At 33.1% G+C, this 17,981-nt stretch carries 20 protein-coding genes; 6 read left to right on the plus strand and 14 right to left on the minus strand.

Annotated features, from left to right (window positions below; genetic code table 11):
- Positions 1-3 precede the first annotated feature (3 nt).
- Positions 4-168, minus strand: coding sequence for a hypothetical protein (locus tag AC1VAQ_RS16055; protein ID WP_302596992.1), 165 nt, complete (start codon positions 166-168; stop codon positions 4-6).
- A 148-nt stretch (positions 169-316) separates the two neighbouring features.
- Here AC1VAQ_RS16055 and AC1VAQ_RS16060 point away from each other — a divergent pair, with 148 nt between their 5' ends.
- Entirely contained in the window at positions 317-700 is a 384-nt protein-coding gene (locus AC1VAQ_RS16060; RefSeq protein WP_302596993.1) for an ArsR/SmtB family transcription factor, read from the plus strand.
- Between the two features lie 86 nt (positions 701-786).
- Here the strand turns inward: AC1VAQ_RS16060 and AC1VAQ_RS16065 are convergent, their stop codons facing one another.
- The 3 genes from AC1VAQ_RS16065 to AC1VAQ_RS16075 all read right to left on the minus strand — a co-directional run bounded on the left by AC1VAQ_RS16065 (position 787) and on the right by AC1VAQ_RS16075 (position 3,312).
- Positions 787-1,704: a RimK family alpha-L-glutamate ligase gene (locus AC1VAQ_RS16065; RefSeq protein WP_302596994.1), complete on the minus strand. Its 918-nt coding sequence runs from the start codon at positions 1,702-1,704 to the stop codon at positions 787-789.
- Between the two features lie 261 nt (positions 1,705-1,965).
- Positions 1,966-2,205 carry a hypothetical protein gene (locus AC1VAQ_RS16070; RefSeq protein WP_302596995.1) on the minus strand — a complete coding sequence of 80 codons (240 nt, stop codon included), beginning with the start codon at positions 2,203-2,205 and terminating at the stop codon, positions 1,966-1,968.
- A gap of 126 nt (positions 2,206-2,331) precedes the next feature.
- On the minus strand, positions 2,332-3,312 hold the full coding sequence (locus AC1VAQ_RS16075) for a tetratricopeptide repeat protein (protein WP_302596996.1): 981 nt from the start codon (positions 3,310-3,312) through the stop codon (positions 2,332-2,334).
- 442 nt (positions 3,313-3,754) lie between these two features.
- Between AC1VAQ_RS16075 and AC1VAQ_RS16080 the strand changes: the two genes are divergently transcribed.
- Complete coding sequence (locus tag AC1VAQ_RS16080; RefSeq protein ID WP_302596997.1) at positions 3,755-4,396, plus strand: GNAT family N-acetyltransferase; 642 nt, start codon at positions 3,755-3,757, stop codon at positions 4,394-4,396.
- A gap of 51 nt (positions 4,397-4,447) precedes the next feature.
- On the opposite strand, the gene AC1VAQ_RS16085 is transcribed toward AC1VAQ_RS16080, so the two are convergent.
- Positions 4,448-5,641, minus strand: a complete 1,194-nt coding sequence (locus tag AC1VAQ_RS16085; RefSeq protein ID WP_302596998.1) for an SLC13 family permease — start codon at positions 5,639-5,641, stop codon at positions 4,448-4,450.
- Between the two features lie 427 nt (positions 5,642-6,068).
- Here AC1VAQ_RS16085 and fba point away from each other — a divergent pair, with 427 nt between their 5' ends.
- Positions 6,069-6,932, plus strand: coding sequence for a class II fructose-1,6-bisphosphate aldolase (gene fba / locus AC1VAQ_RS16090; RefSeq protein WP_302596999.1), 864 nt, complete (start codon positions 6,069-6,071; stop codon positions 6,930-6,932).
- A 275-nt stretch (positions 6,933-7,207) separates the two neighbouring features.
- Complete coding sequence (locus tag AC1VAQ_RS16095; protein ID WP_479904183.1) at positions 7,208-8,005, plus strand: carboxylesterase family protein; 798 nt, start codon at positions 7,208-7,210, stop codon at positions 8,003-8,005.
- An 86-nt stretch (positions 8,006-8,091) separates the two neighbouring features.
- Here AC1VAQ_RS16095 and AC1VAQ_RS16100 read toward each other — a convergent pair whose 3' ends face one another.
- A complete protein-coding gene (locus AC1VAQ_RS16100; protein ID WP_302597001.1) occupies positions 8,092-8,862 on the minus strand; it encodes a nitrilase-related carbon-nitrogen hydrolase in 771 nt (256 codons plus the stop codon).
- 361 nt (positions 8,863-9,223) lie between these two features.
- Here AC1VAQ_RS16100 and AC1VAQ_RS16105 point away from each other — a divergent pair, with 361 nt between their 5' ends.
- Complete coding sequence (locus tag AC1VAQ_RS16105) at positions 9,224-9,394, plus strand: alpha/beta-type small acid-soluble spore protein (RefSeq protein WP_302597002.1); 171 nt, start codon at positions 9,224-9,226, stop codon at positions 9,392-9,394.
- 99 nt (positions 9,395-9,493) lie between these two features.
- On the opposite strand, the gene AC1VAQ_RS16110 is transcribed toward AC1VAQ_RS16105, so the two are convergent.
- The 8 genes from AC1VAQ_RS16110 to AC1VAQ_RS16145 form a co-directional block, all read right to left on the minus strand.
- Positions 9,494-10,627: a peptide ABC transporter substrate-binding protein gene (locus AC1VAQ_RS16110; protein WP_303244289.1), complete on the minus strand. Its 1,134-nt coding sequence runs from the start codon at positions 10,625-10,627 to the stop codon at positions 9,494-9,496.
- Between the two features lie 295 nt (positions 10,628-10,922).
- Positions 10,923-11,105 carry a DUF6440 family protein gene (locus AC1VAQ_RS16115; RefSeq protein ID WP_302597004.1) on the minus strand — a complete coding sequence of 61 codons (183 nt, stop codon included), beginning with the start codon at positions 11,103-11,105 and terminating at the stop codon, positions 10,923-10,925.
- A 76-nt stretch (positions 11,106-11,181) separates the two neighbouring features.
- Positions 11,182-12,138 (minus strand): D-2-hydroxyacid dehydrogenase, encoded by a 957-nt coding sequence (locus tag AC1VAQ_RS16120; RefSeq protein ID WP_479904184.1) that lies wholly within the window; start codon positions 12,136-12,138, stop codon positions 11,182-11,184.
- A 272-nt stretch (positions 12,139-12,410) separates the two neighbouring features.
- Positions 12,411-13,490, minus strand: a complete 1,080-nt coding sequence (locus tag AC1VAQ_RS16125) for an SPFH domain-containing protein (RefSeq protein ID WP_302597006.1) — start codon at positions 13,488-13,490, stop codon at positions 12,411-12,413.
- 87 nt (positions 13,491-13,577) lie between these two features.
- The gene (locus tag AC1VAQ_RS16130) at positions 13,578-14,807 is read right to left on the minus strand and encodes an aminopeptidase (protein WP_302597007.1); all 1,230 of its coding nucleotides are present in this window, start codon (positions 14,805-14,807) and stop codon (positions 13,578-13,580) included.
- A gap of 51 nt (positions 14,808-14,858) precedes the next feature.
- Positions 14,859-15,041: a DUF4250 domain-containing protein gene (locus AC1VAQ_RS16135; protein ID WP_302597008.1), complete on the minus strand. Its 183-nt coding sequence runs from the start codon at positions 15,039-15,041 to the stop codon at positions 14,859-14,861.
- 126 nt (positions 15,042-15,167) lie between these two features.
- Positions 15,168-16,619: a sensor histidine kinase gene (locus AC1VAQ_RS16140; protein WP_302597009.1), complete on the minus strand. Its 1,452-nt coding sequence runs from the start codon at positions 16,617-16,619 to the stop codon at positions 15,168-15,170.
- Positions 16,616-17,302 (minus strand): response regulator transcription factor, encoded by a 687-nt coding sequence (locus AC1VAQ_RS16145; protein ID WP_302597010.1) that lies wholly within the window; start codon positions 17,300-17,302, stop codon positions 16,616-16,618. The genes AC1VAQ_RS16140 and AC1VAQ_RS16145 overlap by 4 nt, the downstream gene beginning before the upstream one ends.
- Positions 17,303-17,665: 363 nt before the next feature.
- Here AC1VAQ_RS16145 and AC1VAQ_RS16150 point away from each other — a divergent pair, with 363 nt between their 5' ends.
- Complete coding sequence (locus AC1VAQ_RS16150; protein ID WP_302597011.1) at positions 17,666-17,884, plus strand: helix-turn-helix transcriptional regulator; 219 nt, start codon at positions 17,666-17,668, stop codon at positions 17,882-17,884.
- The last annotated feature ends 97 nt before the right edge of the window (positions 17,885-17,981 follow it).

Here is a 17,981-nt window from a genome sequence, read left to right on the forward strand (position 1 = left end):
GTCTTATCCCTCTTTTCTCATATTATACTTATCTTGCATTATATCTCTTTGAAAACTTTTAAATATATCTATCATATCTTCTAGCGTATCACGCGCTATTTCTTCTTCTATTTGATTCGTCTTAAGCATCGGTTTAAACTTTTCTAGCTCTTTATCAAAATCCAGCATCTTCTTCTATCCTCCTGTTGTTTTCTAAATTTACACTCTTTTTACTTTCTTATTCCATAGTACAATGCCAAACTTAGATTATCAATATATATTCTGTATTACTTGACACTTTTCAAAAAAGAAGGTACCCTAATTATCATATATAACAATGAAACAACAGAAAGAGGTGGCTATTTTGGCTGAAAAAATAGATGATTGTTCTTGCACAATTATTCATGAAGATCTTGTAAAAAAAGCCTCTGAGGCCATGCTTACTAGCGACGTAGCATCTAGCCTTGCTGAGCTTTTTAAAATCTTCGGGGACCCAACACGTGTTAAACTTCTTAGTGCCCTAGGTGCATCTGAAATGTGTGTATGTGACTTAGCCGCTTGTTTAGGTATGACACACTCAGCAATTTCACACCAATTACGTGTACTCAAGGCTTATAATCTTGTAAAACCACGTAAAGAAGGAAAGATTGTCTATTATTCATTAGCAGACTCTCACGTTAATGCCATTCTTTATACAGGCCTTGAGCATATCAATGAATAAATTCACTCCAAAGTTTTTAAATCTAAAAGGAGTCTTTAGCAAATCATTTATAATTTGCTAAAGACTCCTTTTTAACGCTATCCACACTAAATTTGCTGCGCAATATACTCCAAAATAGGCACAGCTACATTAATTCCTGTACATGCCTTAATCCCCTTAATATGTGCATTGGAATTAACCTCACATAAAATAGGTTCATTATGCTCACCAAACAATAAATCTACCCCTGCAAAATCTATGCCTAAAATTTCACATACCTGAGTTGCCATTTGAACAAAGGCTTCTGGTGGATTAAATGGTCTCGCCCCACCACCTTGTGCAATATTGGCTCTAAAATCATTTTCTGAAAAACGTTCCATACATGCAACAACCTTACCGCCAACTACATTTAAACGCACATCTCTTCCTTTGCTGCTCTTAATATATTGCTGATAAATATGTGGCCTTGCCTTAAGTTTTTGACGAATAGTTATCAGCTCGTCTCTCCCCCTCGCTAAGTAAACCTGTTCTCCAAAAGAACCAAAACTCTCTTTCACAACCATAGGGTAACCTAATTCATGCTCTAAACTTTCTAAATACGCCTCACTACTTGCCTGCTCACCATGAAAAATATAAGGTGCAATAATGGTCTTTGGCATGGCAATATGGTACCCTGCTAATTTTTGAAAAGTTAATGACTTATCATCACAAGTAGCAATCACTTCACTCCTATTAAAAAGCCTTAACCCCATAGCCTCTAATTGCTGTGCTAAACGAATATCCTTGTCCAAAAATAATACAAAGTCTGGTTGCTTTTCTACGCGTATGCCCCTTATAAATAATTCACCATTTATAACGCCTATTACAATTTCATCATTATAAAGGTGTCTCAAACTAACGCCTACTTCTTCAGCTGCTTCCGTATACATTTTGCACATTTCTTTAAACTGCGGCGTCTTTAAGCTCCCATTTGTAATCATCCAACCTATTTTTTTCATCTCTTGACTAATCCTTTCTAAAATCATTTACACGCTTCTATCTTATACTTCTATCTTAACTTCTATCTTATGCTTCTAAATTTCACCTCTATAAGACTTCATTATTCATTATGTTTTAACACCGTGAAACCATTATATTATGACATATATAGGGGCATATAGCTACGCTTCTCCTCCCTACTGGCATTTCACCCTAATCACTAACTTCCTTTCCTCAGTAGAATAACCCTATAAATCACAATACCAGCAGGGGAGTTATTCCCTACTGGCATCTGAAACAACTTGCTATTACTTCCCATTTGGGGAATCTCCTTCTCGTAGATCTATTTTTTCACTCAACTCATCAATTAAAGATTTTCCATCACTTCTTATAATCTCCTTGAGTGCTTCATAAATCATTTTCTTCTGTTCGTCTTTTTCTTCTTCCGATGGTATAATAGGTTTATTTTTCTTATGAATTGCAATAATTAGTAAAAAGAATAGTGTAATACAGCTGGTGATAATTATTATTTGCATTAATGTTCCCACAGCATTCCTCCCTCTCATCTTTACTACCATATTATTCATAAATCCTTGTCCCCATGACATTTATTTAAACGCAATATATTATTTATTTAAACATAAAAGGAGGTCTCTTAAAACCTCCTTTTATGTTTATTTCATATATTCTACTAATTTTTTAAATACTGGATGCTCATTATCTGATTCTAATGCTGTTTCAAAATCTTCACTTGCGCCTTCTTGATCACCTAAATGAAGTCTTACAATGCCACGTTCAGCTATAGCATTCATATCTTGTGGTCTGCATGATAAATAGTACTCATATTTTTCAAGACTTCTTTCATACTGTTTTGTAAGTCCATATAAAAGCCCTAAGCAATAATGTGCAAGTTCATTCTCCTCTTCAAGTTCAATAACCTTTTCATAAGCCTTAATCGCTTCATCATACATTTTTAAACTTAAGAAAATACTGCCTTTACACTCATAACCTACTGAAAGTTCTGGCTCTACATCAATTGCTTTATTAAAACAACGAATTGCCTTGCCATATAAATCTTTTGCCAAAAATTCATCAGCTTTTGCAAAATACATCTCATATTCTGGGAAGTTTAAAACAGATTTCCCTTCAAGGTCTTTACGCGGGAAGATATAATTCATTTGGTCTCCTGCGTAGTTATAAATATACATTCCAAGGTCACGCATCACATTTTCATCTGTTTCAATAAATGCACCTTGTGTTTCTTTAACATCTAAAAGTCTAAGTTCCATAGGTAGTAATAAACTTTCTTCTGCCTTTGCCACGATGCTATATGTAAAAATAGTACGTTCGCTATCTAAAGAAAGATAGCTTTGTGGTTTACGGTAAACAGTGGCATTTTTATACCAACCAATTACTTTGTTTTCTGATTCACGATTTTGAGCTGTCCATATTACTGTAACGCCTTCTACCTTTTCATCCTCTTGACTTACACCTTCAAATTTTTCAAGCGCTACTTCTTCAAAACCTTCTTGAAAACCATAGTATAAACCATTCACATTTTGGAAATTATAACCGCTAGGTGGTGTTAACTTTTCTTCATCACCTTCACCTACATAATATTTCATCCAAGGCACATTAACTATCATTAATTTCATAAATCGTACTCCTTTTTATTACTAATACATTTATTATAACATTTTTATCTAATTTTCCAAAGACTAAATAATAGGTTTAAAAATCACATATATTTTATAAAAGTATAGAGAAACTAGCTAAATGCTATGAATAATTAAACTTTATAAATGTGAAATCTATATAGAGAAAACAACTAAAACCTTAAAATGTACCTATAGGTAAATTGGTTTCTCCCAATGATTTCACATGACTCAAAACATGAATAATTAAACTTTATAAATGTGAAATCTATAGTAAAATAAATTGTGGTATTGTCGATAACTTATAACAAGAGGAAAAATGGCATAAAACCAAGCTAAATGTACATCGATAAATTACAAGTTGTAGTGTTAAGTTCTAAGTATTTAAGAAGCTGCTATTCAAAGAAGCTGCTTACAACTGGAATTCTAGGAGGCATATATTATGGAAAAGGTCATTATTAGGAATGAGTTAAAAAGCGATTATAGAGAGGTAGAAGAATTAACAAGAGAGGCATTTTGGAATTTATATACGCCTGGATGTAATGAACACTATTTACTCCATGTCTTGCGTCAACATGAAGACTATATTCCAGAGTTAGATTTTGTGGCGGAAGTAGATGGAAAAATAGTCGGTAATATAATTTATTCAAAAGCAAAACTAATAGACGAAAAAGGTTATGAAAAAAGCATATTATCATTTGGACCGCTTAGTGTTTTACCAGCATATCAGAGAATGGGAATAGGAAAGTCATTATTAGAGCATTCATTTGAGAAAGCTTTAGAAATGGGATATGATACAATCGTTATCTTCGGTCATCCAGGTAATTATATCGCAAGGGGCTTTAAAAGTTGTAAAAAATATAATATTTGCGTAGGAGATAACTATTTCCCTACGGCAATGCTCGTAAAAGAGTTAAAACCTTTCAATATGGATGGCAGAAAGTGGACTTTTTATGAAAGTCCTGCCTTTGAAATTAACGAAAAGGATGCAGATGAATTTGATCAATCATTTGCCCCAAAAGAAAAAGCATATAAAGTAAGCCAAGAAGAATTTTATATTTATAGTCATTCATCAATTAAGTAATCTAAAAATACCTTCTGTTAAGCACTAAATGCTGACAGAAGGTATTTTTTATTATGCTATAAGTGTTTGTAGCATATAAAGAATAAACACAAAGCTAAAATTAATAGCAGAAAACCTCACAACATACCCCTTCACTTTTTCTGGATTGTGTTTCTTAAACTCACTAAACGTAATCAAAGAAGCCAGTGAAGCAATCAGCGTTCCACATCCTCCAATATTTACAGCTGGCAGTAAACTTGCATAATCATTTGTAAAATGTGAAAGTAATACGGCACTTGGTACATTACTAATAAACTGGCAAGATAAAATGCCAAATAATAATGTATTTTTAGGAAGCAGATATTCAAAGAAACTGCTTACAGCTGGAATCCTCGCCATATTCCCACTAAACACAAAGAATACACAAAAGGTTGCAAGTAATGGGTAATTCACTTCCTTAATGGCATCTCTATCCAAAAGAAACAATGCTAATGTAATAAGAAGCGTTCCTAAACCGTAAGGTACAATTCTAAAAACAATTAAAATACTTGCTAAAAACAACATCGCATAAATCCAAGTGCGTCTCTTATCAAGTCTATAATGCGTACCCTTTTTTAACGTTAATGGCGTAGGCTTTACAAACAAGCAACACATAACAATGAGTACTGTTGCTGCAAGAAAACTTGGCAGCATAATCTTTATAAATTCCATCGTATCAATATTATAATACGAATAAAGATACAGATTCTGAGGATTCCCAAATGGCGTTACCATCCCCCCTAAATTAGCTGCAATATTTTGCATAATAAATGTAAATGCCATAGCTTTCTTATTATCTGTACTACTTAAAACATAAAAGCCTAATGGTAAAAATGTCAATAATGCCATGTCATTTGCAAGTAACATAGAGCCAAAGAACGTAATAAATACTAGGCCTAATGTAGCATTTCTTAAATTATGTAGTCTTAATACTATATTCTTACTTAAAATTTCAAACACATGAATATGGGCAAAGGCATTAACTACTGCTAATGTACAAAATAGTGTTGCAAGTGTCCTCATATTAAAATAACCTAAATAGGTATAATCAATCGGCACTAACATACACGTTACAATAGTTGCAAGTGTCGCTATGGTTAATACAGGCTGACGCTTCATAGCCTTTATAAACTTTGTTAATAATTTATTAAAATTTCGTCTTCTTATTATAGGTTGTGTTGCCGTATCTCCTAAACTTTTTTCTTCTATATACGAATGCTCCACCATATTTAACCTCTTTCTTATGTTTTTCTCTAATCATTTTCATCCTTTTTATTTTACCTATTTATAAGTTTTTGTAAAATATTTTTAAACAATATTTCTAAGCATTTTTATGCTTTATCATAATTTAATATATTTAACTTAAACCTTTTAACTTACTAACTACATACAAGCTGGAAATATTTCCTTGACTATCATAGCCTGTAGCTATAATAAAACATTTTTTCATATCCCCGTTCTTATTTTTACATTTTCTTAATTTTGTATTGTATATTAAAATTTATTTGCTTATTATTATTTTAATAGAATTTTGCCATTATAAATTCAATAATTTTCTGTTTATTTTTTATCAAAATAAAGTTATAATAATACATAGATGGACAAATAATAAATATTATTTGTTTAAACACATATAAAATGGAGGGCATATTTTATGTTAGTTTCAGCTAAAGACATGTTAAACAAAGCTAGAGAAGGAAAATACGCTGTTGGTCAATTCAACATCAATAACTTAGAATGGACAAAAGCTATTCTTTTAACAGCTCAAGAAAACAACTCACCAGTTATCTTAGGTGTATCTGAAGGTGCTGGTAAATACATGTGTGGTTACAAAACAATCGTTGGTATGGTAAATGGTATGATTGAAGAATTAAACATTACTGTTCCAGTTGCATTACATTTAGACCACGGTTCATATGAAGGTGCATTAAAATGTATCGAAGCTGGTTTCTCATCAGTTATGTTCGATGGGTCTCACTACTCAATCGAAGAAAACATTGCAAAAACAACAGAACTTGTTAAACTTACAAGTGAAAAAGGTATCTCTTTAGAAGCAGAAGTTGGTTCAATCGGTGGAGAAGAAGATGGTGTTGTTGGTGCTGGTGAAATCGCAGATGCACAAGAATGTAAACAAATTGCTGATTTAGGTGTAACAATGCTTGCAGCTGGTATCGGTAATATCCACGGTCAATACCCAGAAAACTGGAAAGGTTTAGCTTTCGATGCTCTTGAAGAAATCAACGAAGCTACAGGAACAACTCCACTTGTTCTTCACGGTGGTACAGGTATTCCAGAAGAAATGATCAAAAAAGCTATCTCTTTAGGTGTTGCTAAAATCAACGTTAACACAGAATGTCAATTATCATTCGCAGCTGCTACACGTGAATACATCGAAGCAGGTAAAGATTTACAAGGTAAAGGTTTCGACCCACGTAAATTATTAGCTCCAGGTTTCGAAGCTATCAAAGCTACAGTTAAAGAAAAAATGGAATTATTCGGTTCAATCGGACAAGCTTAATTATCACTTTTCTATTTCATAAAAAAGGTCATTGCATAATAATGCAATGACCTTTTTTATGGACTCATTTCTACCATATAATGTTAGACTATGTATGGTTTTTATTATAACGCCTTTCTTTTAAATATTTCTAATTACATCTTGAGTTTTCTAACTAATCTTTTAAATTATTTATTTTAATATATTTAAACTTCACTTTACATTGACACGCTTCTGAATACATGTATATAATGTAGACGTATTAAGTATATTATGTTAATTGGGAGGATAATTATATGAATACAAAATCAAAATTTCTCAGCTTATTTTTAATAGCGGGACTTGCAATTGCACCAATATCAGCACAAACTATCTCAGAAAATATTAATCTACATCCTAGTATCTCTAACTTAAATCAAGCTAAATCAACTGCTACACTTGAAAAGCAAAGTCTTCAGACATCTGAGTTAGAAAGTTTCAATTATTTACTCTATACACCTAAAAATGCTACTGCCAACATGCCTTTAATCATATATCTTCATGGCGGTAGTGGAAAAGGTGAGGATTTAGATTTACTTACAGGTACTGATGGTTTTCCACAATATGTTCAAGATGGTGTTCTAGAAAATATACCAGCTTATATTGTGATGCCACAACTTCCATCAACTCAAAAGGGATGGACGGATATTTCTGTTTCTCTTAAAGAGTTAATTGATTATACATGTAATACATACAACATTGATACTAATAAAATTAGCTTAACTGGTCATAGTATGGGCGGTACTGGTGTTTGGGGAACAGCACTCGCTTATCCAGATTTATTTTCTTGTATTGCGCCATTAAGTGGTAGTATTAGAATAAATCGTGATAATATCAACATACTATCTACTCTTCCAGTCTGGGCATTTGTAGGATCAGATGATACCATTGTTGAGCCTACATCATCTATCAATATTATAGAAATTTTAAATCAAAAAGGCAGTAATGCTCAGGTAACAGTATTTGATGGCGCAACTCATTTTGACGTGCCACAACTTACTTATTTAGATGAAAATATTAACTTAGTAAGCTGGTTAATTTCTCATAGCAAATAAACAAGCTTTTCTGTCTTATTCATTTTAGAAATAAACATGCAAGTAGCACTCAGCAAGCATTTTAGATTTGCTGAGTGCTACTGTATTTATCTATCCTTGAGTGATGGAAGTAAATTTCTTACCGTACTTACCTTCTCTTTTGTAATAGTCGCCATAGCAAAGGTTTCATCCGTTTCATTAGCCTCTTGAAGCATCGTTCCCCATGGGTCTATAATACAGCTTCTGCCATGAAACCAGAAGGTGGCATTTTTGCCTACACGATTTGAAGCTATGACATAAAGCTGATTTTCTATGGCACGCGCCTTAAGCAATGTTTTCCAATGTTCTACCCGTGGAAATGGAAAGGCTGAAACTACAGCTAGCGCTTCACAACCTTTATCTATATATCTTCGTCCTAACTCTGGGAAGCGAATATCATAACAAATCATAATTCCAAACTTGATGCCTTTAATTTCTACAGTACAAAGTTCTTCTCCTGGGGTAAAAATTTCATTTTCTATGCTTAAACAAAAAAGTTTGTTCTTACGATACTTAGCTATCTCACATCCTGTAGAATCTATAACATAAGCCGTATTAAACTTTCCTTCTGAAGTATTTTCATACACACCCGCTATAAGGTATATTTCTAAACTTTTACATAAGTCTTTCAGAACGCCTAAAGTCGCCTCTGTCTCATATGCCAAGTGTTTTACAACTTCTAGATCATATCCTACATCAAAAAGCTCTGGCAATAGTACAAGTTCGGCTCCTTGCGATTTTGCTTCTAAAATAAGCTCTTTGGCTTTTTGTAGGTTATACCCCACTTCTCCTGCCCGACTTGCCATTTGCACTGCACACACTTTTATTTGTTGGTTCATTTTTTTACCTCCTTCTGCACATACCAATCTTCATAGCCTTTCTGCTTTTCAAAGTCGCACTACTAAAACAACTTCATTTTAGTCTTGTTACCTTTATAAACTTACTTTAGTATAAAACATTTATCAGAAAAATTCATCATCAATATATTCAAGCGACATTTTCTCTCTATTTTTGAATAACAAGCACAAATTAATTCATGTTTGTTATTCTTATGAATTAGGATAAAACTACCAGAATAAGAAACTTGAATTTGCACATATTAATAACATAGTAACCGCAAAAAAATAAATACCTTAACTTATTAAGTATTTATTTTAAACCATGCAGTTACTAAAAATCGACCTACAGGGGGCAATTAACATGTCAAACAAAAAAGCTTTTGAAACAATGAAATACGAAGTTGCAAAAGAAGTTGGAGTACCTTTAAAACAAGGTTACAATGGAGATATTACAGCTCGTGAAGCTGGTAAAATCGGCGGAACAATTGTTCAAAAAGTGTTTGAAAGCTACAAAGGGTCAGCAACAAAATAAGCAGTAACAACTAAAAATAGCCGTCTCAAGTTTGAGACGGCTATTTTCTCTTCATATTGTTTCATTATGCCAAACTTTTATGCATATTATACCTTAAATTTATTGATGTTCTTCTACATAAGCATTACCAAGCCATAAAAGGCCTTGTAAATTAGTACGCCAACCGCCAATCCAGCTATGGACTAATAGGCCACCTTGACTCGCCGCATTAATCTGTTCATCTTCTACTATTTGCGTATCTTCTGGCTGCTCTTCAGCACTTGGCGTATTAATCTCCTCATCTAACTGCTGCTTATCACTTTGTTTTCCTTCTTCTATTGCTTCTTCTACAACTTCTTCTATTACTTCTTCATTTCCTTCTTCTGCTGTAATTACTGGTGGTGTTAAAACGATATTTTTTGCATCCGTACAATTAATATTTGAAATAAGTATATCAAGCTCATTTTCTAAATATTTACTTTCTGCCGCAGAAGCCTCGCCAACTACTTTCATATCAACTCGCTGTAGATTAACATTCTTAGCATTCCAGTAATTTTCATTTCTCTCAAGTGTAATTCCTTGCTCATTAAAAGCTGCTAATTTGAAAGGCCCATTGCTTATTACATTTTCTCTATCCCATTTCTCAGCGCCATCAACAATCTCCTCACGCAGTGGCATAAAGCTTTCTAAGGTCATATAATCTAAAAAAGCCTCATTAGGTTCTTCTAAACTCACCTCTAACACCTTAGTGTCCAATGCTAAAACACCTAAACTAGCTGAAGACATTTCTCCTCTAGCAATAGCTCCTGCATTTTTTATTTTAGCTGCTTCATAATCACCTAAATGACTGCCACCTGTTAACGGATCTGCGCCTCTTCGCCAAGCATATTCAAAATCACTAGCTGTTATTTCTGTTCCATCAGACCACTGCCCATCCCTCAAATTAAAAGTATATATAAGACCATCTTCAGAAACTGTATAAGACTGTGCAATCCCATTCACAAATTCATCACCTACTTGACGCATAAGCCCTTCATATAAATGATTGATTACAAGGGTTCCTTCTCCTTCATGATTAAACTGTGGGTCCAATGTGTCTGGCAGTGTATTTAAATTTAAACTTACATTTTGTATCGCTACATCTACATCTACCTTTTGCGTTACTTGTGATGTATTTTCCATACTACTACTTTGACCACATCCTACTAAAGCTACACTTATAAGTGTAACACCCAATAAAAATTTAATTTTCATTTCTTACTCCTACTATGTAATTTATAAATTTGCCTTCTATGTCCTAAAGTCTTTATCTCATCTTTATTTCTCTATCTATTTATATTTTATTTCTCCCTACCTTATGATAACACTTTCTTCAAACAACTTCCATATTAGAGGCTAAATTACAAGAAATATCCACCTACTATACATCTCTCACTTAATGATCCCCATATAAAAACACACCTTAAAATGCTCTAAAGCTTTTTAAAGGCGTGTTCTATAGATTTTACATTTATAAATTTGTTATCTTATATTTTGAAATCAAGCTATGTTATTTATCTATAACAATATTTCCATTTTCATCTAGAAGCGGTAAAAAACTTGTTGCACCGAGGCCTACTGTAGAAATATAATTTACACCCGTTTGAGTATCTACAGTAATTACTATTTTTCCACCTTCAAATGCCTCTTCATATTTTTTAGAAAACCTCTTTTTTTGTTTGCTTTTAAACATAAGTTCGCTCCTTTTAATGTTATATAAATTCTCTATAACTATACGTTCAACGCTAAAGCACCTATTGTTTAATTAGTTAATTGACTTTATTTCTTGGCTCGCCGGCTTGATAACTTTGAATGTTTTTAGCAACCTCTTCTACAAGCGTTTTTCTCGCTTCTACGCTTGCCCACGCAATATGTGGCGTAATAATAAGCTTAGATGGGTCTTCTACACTATATAGCGGATTCATAGCTTCAATAGGCTCCTTCTCTAATACATCCAGTGCTGCACCCGCTATTTCACCTTCATTTAAGGCTCTTGCTAAATCTGATTCAACAACAATTTTACCACGACCTACATTAATTAAAATAGCTGTTTTTTTCATAAGCTTTAATGCGTCATAGTTAATAAGCCCATTTGTTTTTTCATTAAATGGTGCATGCACTGCAACCACATCACTTGTTGTTAATAAAGTTTCTAAATCTACTTGTGTATACTCTGGATTATTATTTTTCCCTGATGTTGAATAGTATACTACATTTACACCAAAGGCTGTCGCAATCTTAGCCACTTCTCTACCTATTGCACCAAGCCCAATAATACCAAATGTCTTATTTGCAATTTCCCAGAAAGGCCACTCTAAATTTGTAAAGATTTCACTTCCTGCATATTCTTTAGATTTTACATAATGATCATATTTTGCCATATGACTAATTAGATAAAAGAGCATTGAAAACGTATGTTGTGCCACACTCTTTGTAGAATAACCTGCCACATTACATACGCAAATCCCTCTTTCACTCGCATAGGCTGTATCCACATTATTATAGCCAGTTGCCAATAGCCCAATCATTTTTACACTTTGGGCATCCTTCAGATTACTTTCATTTAATACAACTTTATTTGTAAGAATGATTTCTGCATCTTTTACACGCTCTGCTACTTCTTCAGGGCGTGTTGTTTCATAAACTGTAAGTTCTCCTAATGTATGAAGCTTACTGATATCAATATCACTGCCTAATGTTCTTGCATCTAATATACAAATTTTCATAGTTATCTCCTTGTTCTTATAATTAGCCTTATTTCTCAACTATATTGCTACTATAAATTTATTGTACTATGTTCTTAATAACTTGCCTATTCATTTTTAGAAGAAAACAGCCTCCTTATATATTACTTTTTAATATATTACTTTTTGATATATTGCTTTTATATATATTATTTTTTATAGCACAAGCAACTATAAGTCTCTATAATCAAAAAAACTGCAGAACCCAGAGCCCCACAGTTTTTTATATATACTATTTTATTTTCTTAAAGCTGTTAAAACTTATTACCACATTGTACACAGAATTTAGCACCTGGTGCTGCAACTGTACCGCACTGTGTACAGAATTTCTTACTTTCTGCTGCTTCTACTTTATTGCCACACTCTGGGCAGAATTTAGAGCCTTGAGGAATACTGTGGCCGCATTTACCGCAAGTCATCATGCCAGCAGTTGGTGCAGTGGCATTTTGAGATGCTGTATGATTCATTTGGTTCATATTATCTGAAAAGTTTTTAGCCATTTGCATGCCCATACCAAGTCCCATACCACTTTGTGCCATGCCATTCATACCTGGATTTTTAGTAGCCTGTTCCATAATATCAAGCTGTTTAAGAATTTGAATCTTACTAAGCTTTTCACTTTGAATGCTACCTAACATATTCATACTTGTTACATCTTTAAGTGTCTTTTCAATTTCCTCTGGAAGCCCAATATTGCTAATTGTAAAGTGTGTGAGCGTTAAACCTAATGCTTTGAAAGAATCAGCAACTGCATCTTGAAGTGCTTCACCAATTTCAATGTAGTTGGCTGCCATTTGAACAACTGTTATATTTAAACTACCAATAATATCTGCAAATTTGGTAATAATAAAGCTTCTTAATTGCTCACGAATATTCTCTAAAGTATAACGTGATTTTGTACCTGCTACTTGTGTAAAGAATACAACTGGGTTTTCAATTTTAAAAGCATACGTACCATGTGCACGCACTTGTACTTGCCCATACTGAGAATCTGGAATCCATACTGGATTATTTGTCCCCCATTTATTATCAAGGAAATCTTTCATATTTAAGAAATAAACATCTGACTTAAATGGTGATTTAAAACCAAAGCTCCAGTGTTTAAGGTCTGCAAGCAGTGGTAAATTAGCTGTTGTTAATTCATACATACCTGGTCCAAAGACGTCGGCAATTTGGCCTTGATCTACAAAGATAGCCACTTGCCCTGGTCTTACCGTAAGTTGTGCACCGCTTTGAATTTCTTGATCTTCCATTGGAAACATATATACAAGGGTATTACTACTTTCATCTAACCATTGAATTGAATCTAAAAATTGCTTTTTAAAAAATCCCATCCCAATACCTCCAATTTGTTTGATACTTCTATTGTACCTTATTTTTATAATATTCAAAGTATTAATTTAACATTTCTATTAAACGTTTTAAAACGCCCATTCACCCTCTTTTAAAACTGTAAATGTTTCTCCTGACTCAGTCGTTGCTTCAATTGTTAACTTATTGCTTCCTACCATAAAATCATTATGCGTAATTGAAGTATTTGCACCTGCTTTTTCAAGTTCTTCTTTGCTCATTTGGGCACCCCCAACGATATTCGTTGTATAAGCACTACCAATTGCAAAGTGACAAGAAGCATTTTCATCAAATAAAGTATTGAAGAATACTGTATTTGTAGCTGAAACAGGTGAGCTATGAGGTACAATAGCAACCTCGCCTAAGTAATGTGAGCCTTCATCTGTTGCAATAAGCTCTTTAAGCATTTCTTCTCCTACTTTTGCTTTGCAATCTACAATCTTGCCATCTTTAAAAGTAAGTGTAAATTCATCAATCATATTACCACCATATACAAGTGGTTTTGTAGAAGCAAGTACCCCATTGACACCATATTTATATGGCATAGTAAAGACTTCTTCTGTTGGCATATTGGCTACGAAATAAGTGCCTTTTGTACTATCTTCTCCACCACCTTGCCAGATATGATTTTTAGCAAGCTCTACTGTTAAATCTGTTCCTGGTGCTGTATAATGTAATGTTTTTATTTTCTTGTTATTTAAATAAGCACATTTATCTGCTAAGAAATCAGTATGTGCTTTCCAAGCAGCTACTGGGTCCTCTTCATAAATACGCGTTGCGGCAAAGATGCGGTCCCATAATAAACTTTCAGCTTCTTCTTTTGACTTATCAGGGAATACTTTTTGGCTCCAAGCTGGTGTTGGCATAGAAACAACACACCAGCATACATCTGAGTTACCGATATATTTTCTAAAAGTCTCTAAAGCTTTCCCACTACTTTTTTGCATTGCAGAAATCTTGCTTGTAGGCACATCCTTCAGTAAATCTGGATTGCCTGCACTGATTGTAATAAATGCCGCATTGCCTTCAGCAAGTTCATTCATCTCTTGTGCCATCCATGTTGGATATTCAGACAATGTCTCTTCTGTAGCATGCATATAGGTTAATTTAGTAATCTCTTCATCACTATAGTCTACAAAGACACGTTTCGCACCTGCTTCGTAAGCGCATTTTACCATCTCTCTTGCAAAGCATGCCCCTTCTAGTGGTGTTCTAATCAATAGAAGTTGGTCTTTTTGAATATTTACACCTACTTCTACAACTAATTTTGCATATTTTCTTAGATTTTCTTCAAAGCTCATATTTTCCGTCCTCTCGTTTTTAACTCATTAAGACTTCCTATCTCATACTTCCTATTTCGTAACGAATTGATTATTTTCCTTGCTATAGCTATAACCAACTTTCGCTAAACGTTCTTTGATAGACTCCTTATCTACATCATAAGTTCTACAAAGTTCATCTAGTGAAGGTGCTTCATCTCTTAATTTAGTATTTACTAAACTTAATAATAAATAAGGATCTTTTGTTCCAAACATAATCTTTCTCCTTTAATACTTAAGTATTTAATACCTTAAGCATTTAATCTATTTTTGTAAATTTTCTTCATTTTATCAAAGCTTAAGCCTTTTGTAAATAAAGCTTAAGCTCTTATAAAATCCTATTTAATTCTTATTGCCTAATTTCATGTAACTTTTCATTTTACTACTAATATTATTAGGCTGTAACATCATCATATTTACAGGAAGTGTCACAATGACACGTGTAAATTTATCTTTTTCACTTTCGATACGTACTTTGCCCTTATGTGATTCTACAATGTTCTTAACCATTGTGAGCCCTATGCCGCTACCTTCATATTGTTCGCGGCTCTTATCTCCTCTATACATTCTTTCAAATACATAAGGTAAGTCTTCTTCATCAATACCAATCCCTGTATCTTCAATGACAATTTCACATTCCTTATTTTCTTTCAAGCTGGTTGTGATTTTGATTTCCCCTCTATCTCCAGTAAACTTAAAGGCATTTGAAAGTACATTCATCCAAAGCTGTTTCATACCATCTTTGTCTGCCATAATCATCACATTATCTGTTTCACTTGATTTTATATGATAATTAATCTTCTTTTCCTTCGCCACAATCTTAAAGGCATCAAATACCTCTCTAATACTTTCATTTAAATTAATGAGTTTAAAGTCCTTAGCGGTTTCATTGTCTTCAATATTCTTAAGTAAATCTAAGTTATTTAAAAGCTTACCAAATCGTACTACCTCTTTATAGAGCATATTCATTTGCTCTTCATCAATTGGATAAATACCATCAATCATGGCTTCTAAATTACTTTGTAGAATATGAAGTGGTGTACGAATCTCATGGGAAACATCTGAAATAAGTTTCTTACGAATTGTATCTTGCTTTTCTAGCTTCTCCCCTAAATAATTCATACTATGTCTTAAGGTTTCAATTTCTTTAATTTTACTCTTTAGTGGATACCTTGCATTTAGTTTACCATCTGCTAATGCAATCGATGTTTTGCTGATTCCATATATATGATACGTAAATAATCTTGATAAGTATAACCCTGCAAAAATAAAGCACATTAAAATCATACTACAGCACCAAACAATACTCATATTAATATCATTTTTAAATTTAATATCATTTACATTCAAGGTTGCCGATGGATAATAACCAATTCTAGCATAGCCAATCAACTTACCGTCTTCATCATGTAAAGGGCGGTCTTCAAAACAATATAAGCCATTTCTTACAGCAATATGATTTTGACTCTTTTGCCTAATCTGCTCAATAAGTTCATTTTGAGTTGTGCCCCAAATAAATTCTTTGCTAGGGGAAAGAACTGCCACTGAGAAGTTTCCCATGCCCATATAATTTTCAAGCATCAGCTTTTGGCCTAAATTCTGCTGCCATTTATCTTCTTCGTAAAGTTTTTCCAATACATCTACAAGCATGTCACTGGCATAGCTGATATTATTTTGAATATACATCTGAAAACTACGCTGAATAGTGACATTTACAATAAGGGATGTACTTAGTACCATAATACATCCTATGCTTAAGAAGATTGCAAATAACTGCTTTCTAATGGATATCATGCATGTTCGCCTTCAAATTTGTAACCGATACCTGTTACTGTTTTAATATAACGTGGATTCTTTGTATCTGTTTCAATCTTCTTTCTTAGATTCTTGATATGCACATCAATGGTACGGTCAAATCCATCAAAGTCTATTCCCATAACGGCTTCAATGAGCTGATCTCTAGTAAATACACGACCCGGTGAAGATGCTAACTCATATAGAAGGTCAAACTCATTTGGTGTTAACATTACTTCTTCATTGTTAATTTGTACGCTACGCTCTTGTAGATAAATTTTAAAGTGTCCTTTATCAAAAATTAATACTTCTTTATTATCTTCACGTTGTTTACGAATTTCCAGAGCCTTTACTCTTGCCACCACTTCTCTCGGGCTTACCGGCTTAACTAAGTACTCATCTGCACCTAAATTAAATCCTTCTATCTTACTATCCAAGGTTCCCCTTGCTGTAATCATAAAGATATGCACATTAGAAACCTTTCGCATTTCTTGACAAATCTCTTCCCCTTGAATATCTGGAAGCATTAAATCTAATAGTACAACATCTATTTTATTTGCAAAAAATACATCTAGACCACTTTTACCAGTATAACAAGTATAGACCTTATAGCCTTCCTTCTCTAGATATTTTGTCATGATGTCTGCAACTCTTTCTTCATCTTCTATTACTAATACATTCATCCTACTCATTCCTTTCCACAGCGGCTCAAACTTTATGTTTCTCCCATTATAAAACACACATATGAAGAAAGTGAAAAGTTTTCTTTTATCATAAAGGATAAAGCATAAAGGATAAAGGCTTTTAACATAAAGCTTTCCGCTCTCTATATTTCTAAATTTTTTATTTTTTTTATTTCAATTATTAATTATTGTTGCTAATTTTATGCATTTACTTTACAATAGTAAATAAGTTTACTAGCAAATATAATTTATTCGTCATTTACTAGTAACTAAGCTATTCTACTTACCAATGTAAATTTATTACTTCAAATATTATATAAGTATATGCTTTACGTTGGTGAAATTGGTGAGGGGGAGTATAAAATGAAGTATACTTTTGAGGACAAAGACCATTTAGTAAATTTTATATGTAATGAAATCATCACAACGGCTGAAGCAACTGGTATGCTCAATTGCTCTAGACAATATTTAGATGAACTTGTAAGTAAAGGAAAAATAACTCCAATCAAAACCATTAACCGCGTAAGACTATACTGGAAAAATGATATTGATACATTAGTCCGCAAAAAACAAAATAGCTAGCTTCTAAAAGAAGCTAGCTTAACAATACATAAACTATTATATGGAGCCTGTATAAAATTTTGTGTAAACTGATTAATAGCTCTTTCTTAAGGCAATG

This window comes from Cellulosilyticum sp. (genome assembly GCF_982396655.1).

What these genes read in the sequence shown, in the direction of transcription:
- AC1VAQ_RS16075 (WP_302596996.1), bottom strand. Translation starts at nt 3,312, where the DNA reads ATGAAATTAATGATAGTTAATGTGCCTTGGATGAAATATTATGTAGGT.
- AC1VAQ_RS16110 (WP_303244289.1), bottom strand. Translation starts at nt 10,627, where the DNA reads ATGAAAATTAAATTTTTATTGGGTGTTACACTTATAAGTGTAGCTTTA.
- AC1VAQ_RS16055 (WP_302596992.1), bottom strand. Translation starts at nt 168, where the DNA reads ATGCTGGATTTTGATAAAGAGCTAGAAAAGTTTAAACCGATGCTTAAG.
- AC1VAQ_RS16140 (WP_302597009.1), bottom strand. Translation starts at nt 16,619, where the DNA reads ATGATATCCATTAGAAAGCAGTTATTTGCAATCTTCTTAAGCATAGGA.
- AC1VAQ_RS16095 (WP_479904183.1), top strand. Translation starts at nt 7,208, where the DNA reads ATGAATACAAAATCAAAATTTCTCAGCTTATTTTTAATAGCGGGACTT.
- AC1VAQ_RS16065 (WP_302596994.1), bottom strand. Translation starts at nt 1,704, where the DNA reads ATGATTTTAGAAAGGATTAGTCAAGAGATGAAAAAAATAGGTTGGATG.
- AC1VAQ_RS16060 (WP_302596993.1), top strand. Translation starts at nt 317, where the DNA reads ATGAAACAACAGAAAGAGGTGGCTATTTTGGCTGAAAAAATAGATGAT.
- AC1VAQ_RS16120 (WP_479904184.1), bottom strand. Translation starts at nt 12,138, where the DNA reads ATGAAAATTTGTATATTAGATGCAAGAACATTAGGCAGTGATATTGAT.
- AC1VAQ_RS16150 (WP_302597011.1), top strand. Translation starts at nt 17,666, where the DNA reads ATGAAGTATACTTTTGAGGACAAAGACCATTTAGTAAATTTTATATGT.
- AC1VAQ_RS16135 (WP_302597008.1), bottom strand. Translation starts at nt 15,041, where the DNA reads ATGTTTGGAACAAAAGATCCTTATTTATTATTAAGTTTAGTAAATACT.
- AC1VAQ_RS16115 (WP_302597004.1), bottom strand. Translation starts at nt 11,105, where the DNA reads ATGTTTAAAAGCAAACAAAAAAAGAGGTTTTCTAAAAAATATGAAGAG.
- AC1VAQ_RS16105 (WP_302597002.1), top strand. Translation starts at nt 9,224, where the DNA reads ATGTCAAACAAAAAAGCTTTTGAAACAATGAAATACGAAGTTGCAAAA.
- AC1VAQ_RS16100 (WP_302597001.1), bottom strand. Translation starts at nt 8,862, where the DNA reads ATGAACCAACAAATAAAAGTGTGTGCAGTGCAAATGGCAAGTCGGGCA.
- fba (WP_302596999.1), top strand. Translation starts at nt 6,069, where the DNA reads ATGTTAGTTTCAGCTAAAGACATGTTAAACAAAGCTAGAGAAGGAAAA.
- AC1VAQ_RS16085 (WP_302596998.1), bottom strand. Translation starts at nt 5,641, where the DNA reads ATGGTGGAGCATTCGTATATAGAAGAAAAAAGTTTAGGAGATACGGCA.
- AC1VAQ_RS16125 (WP_302597006.1), bottom strand. Translation starts at nt 13,490, where the DNA reads ATGGGATTTTTTAAAAAGCAATTTTTAGATTCAATTCAATGGTTAGAT.
- AC1VAQ_RS16080 (WP_302596997.1), top strand. Translation starts at nt 3,755, where the DNA reads ATGGAAAAGGTCATTATTAGGAATGAGTTAAAAAGCGATTATAGAGAG.
- AC1VAQ_RS16130 (WP_302597007.1), bottom strand. Translation starts at nt 14,807, where the DNA reads ATGAGCTTTGAAGAAAATCTAAGAAAATATGCAAAATTAGTTGTAGAA.
- AC1VAQ_RS16145 (WP_302597010.1), bottom strand. Translation starts at nt 17,302, where the DNA reads ATGAATGTATTAGTAATAGAAGATGAAGAAAGAGTTGCAGACATCATG.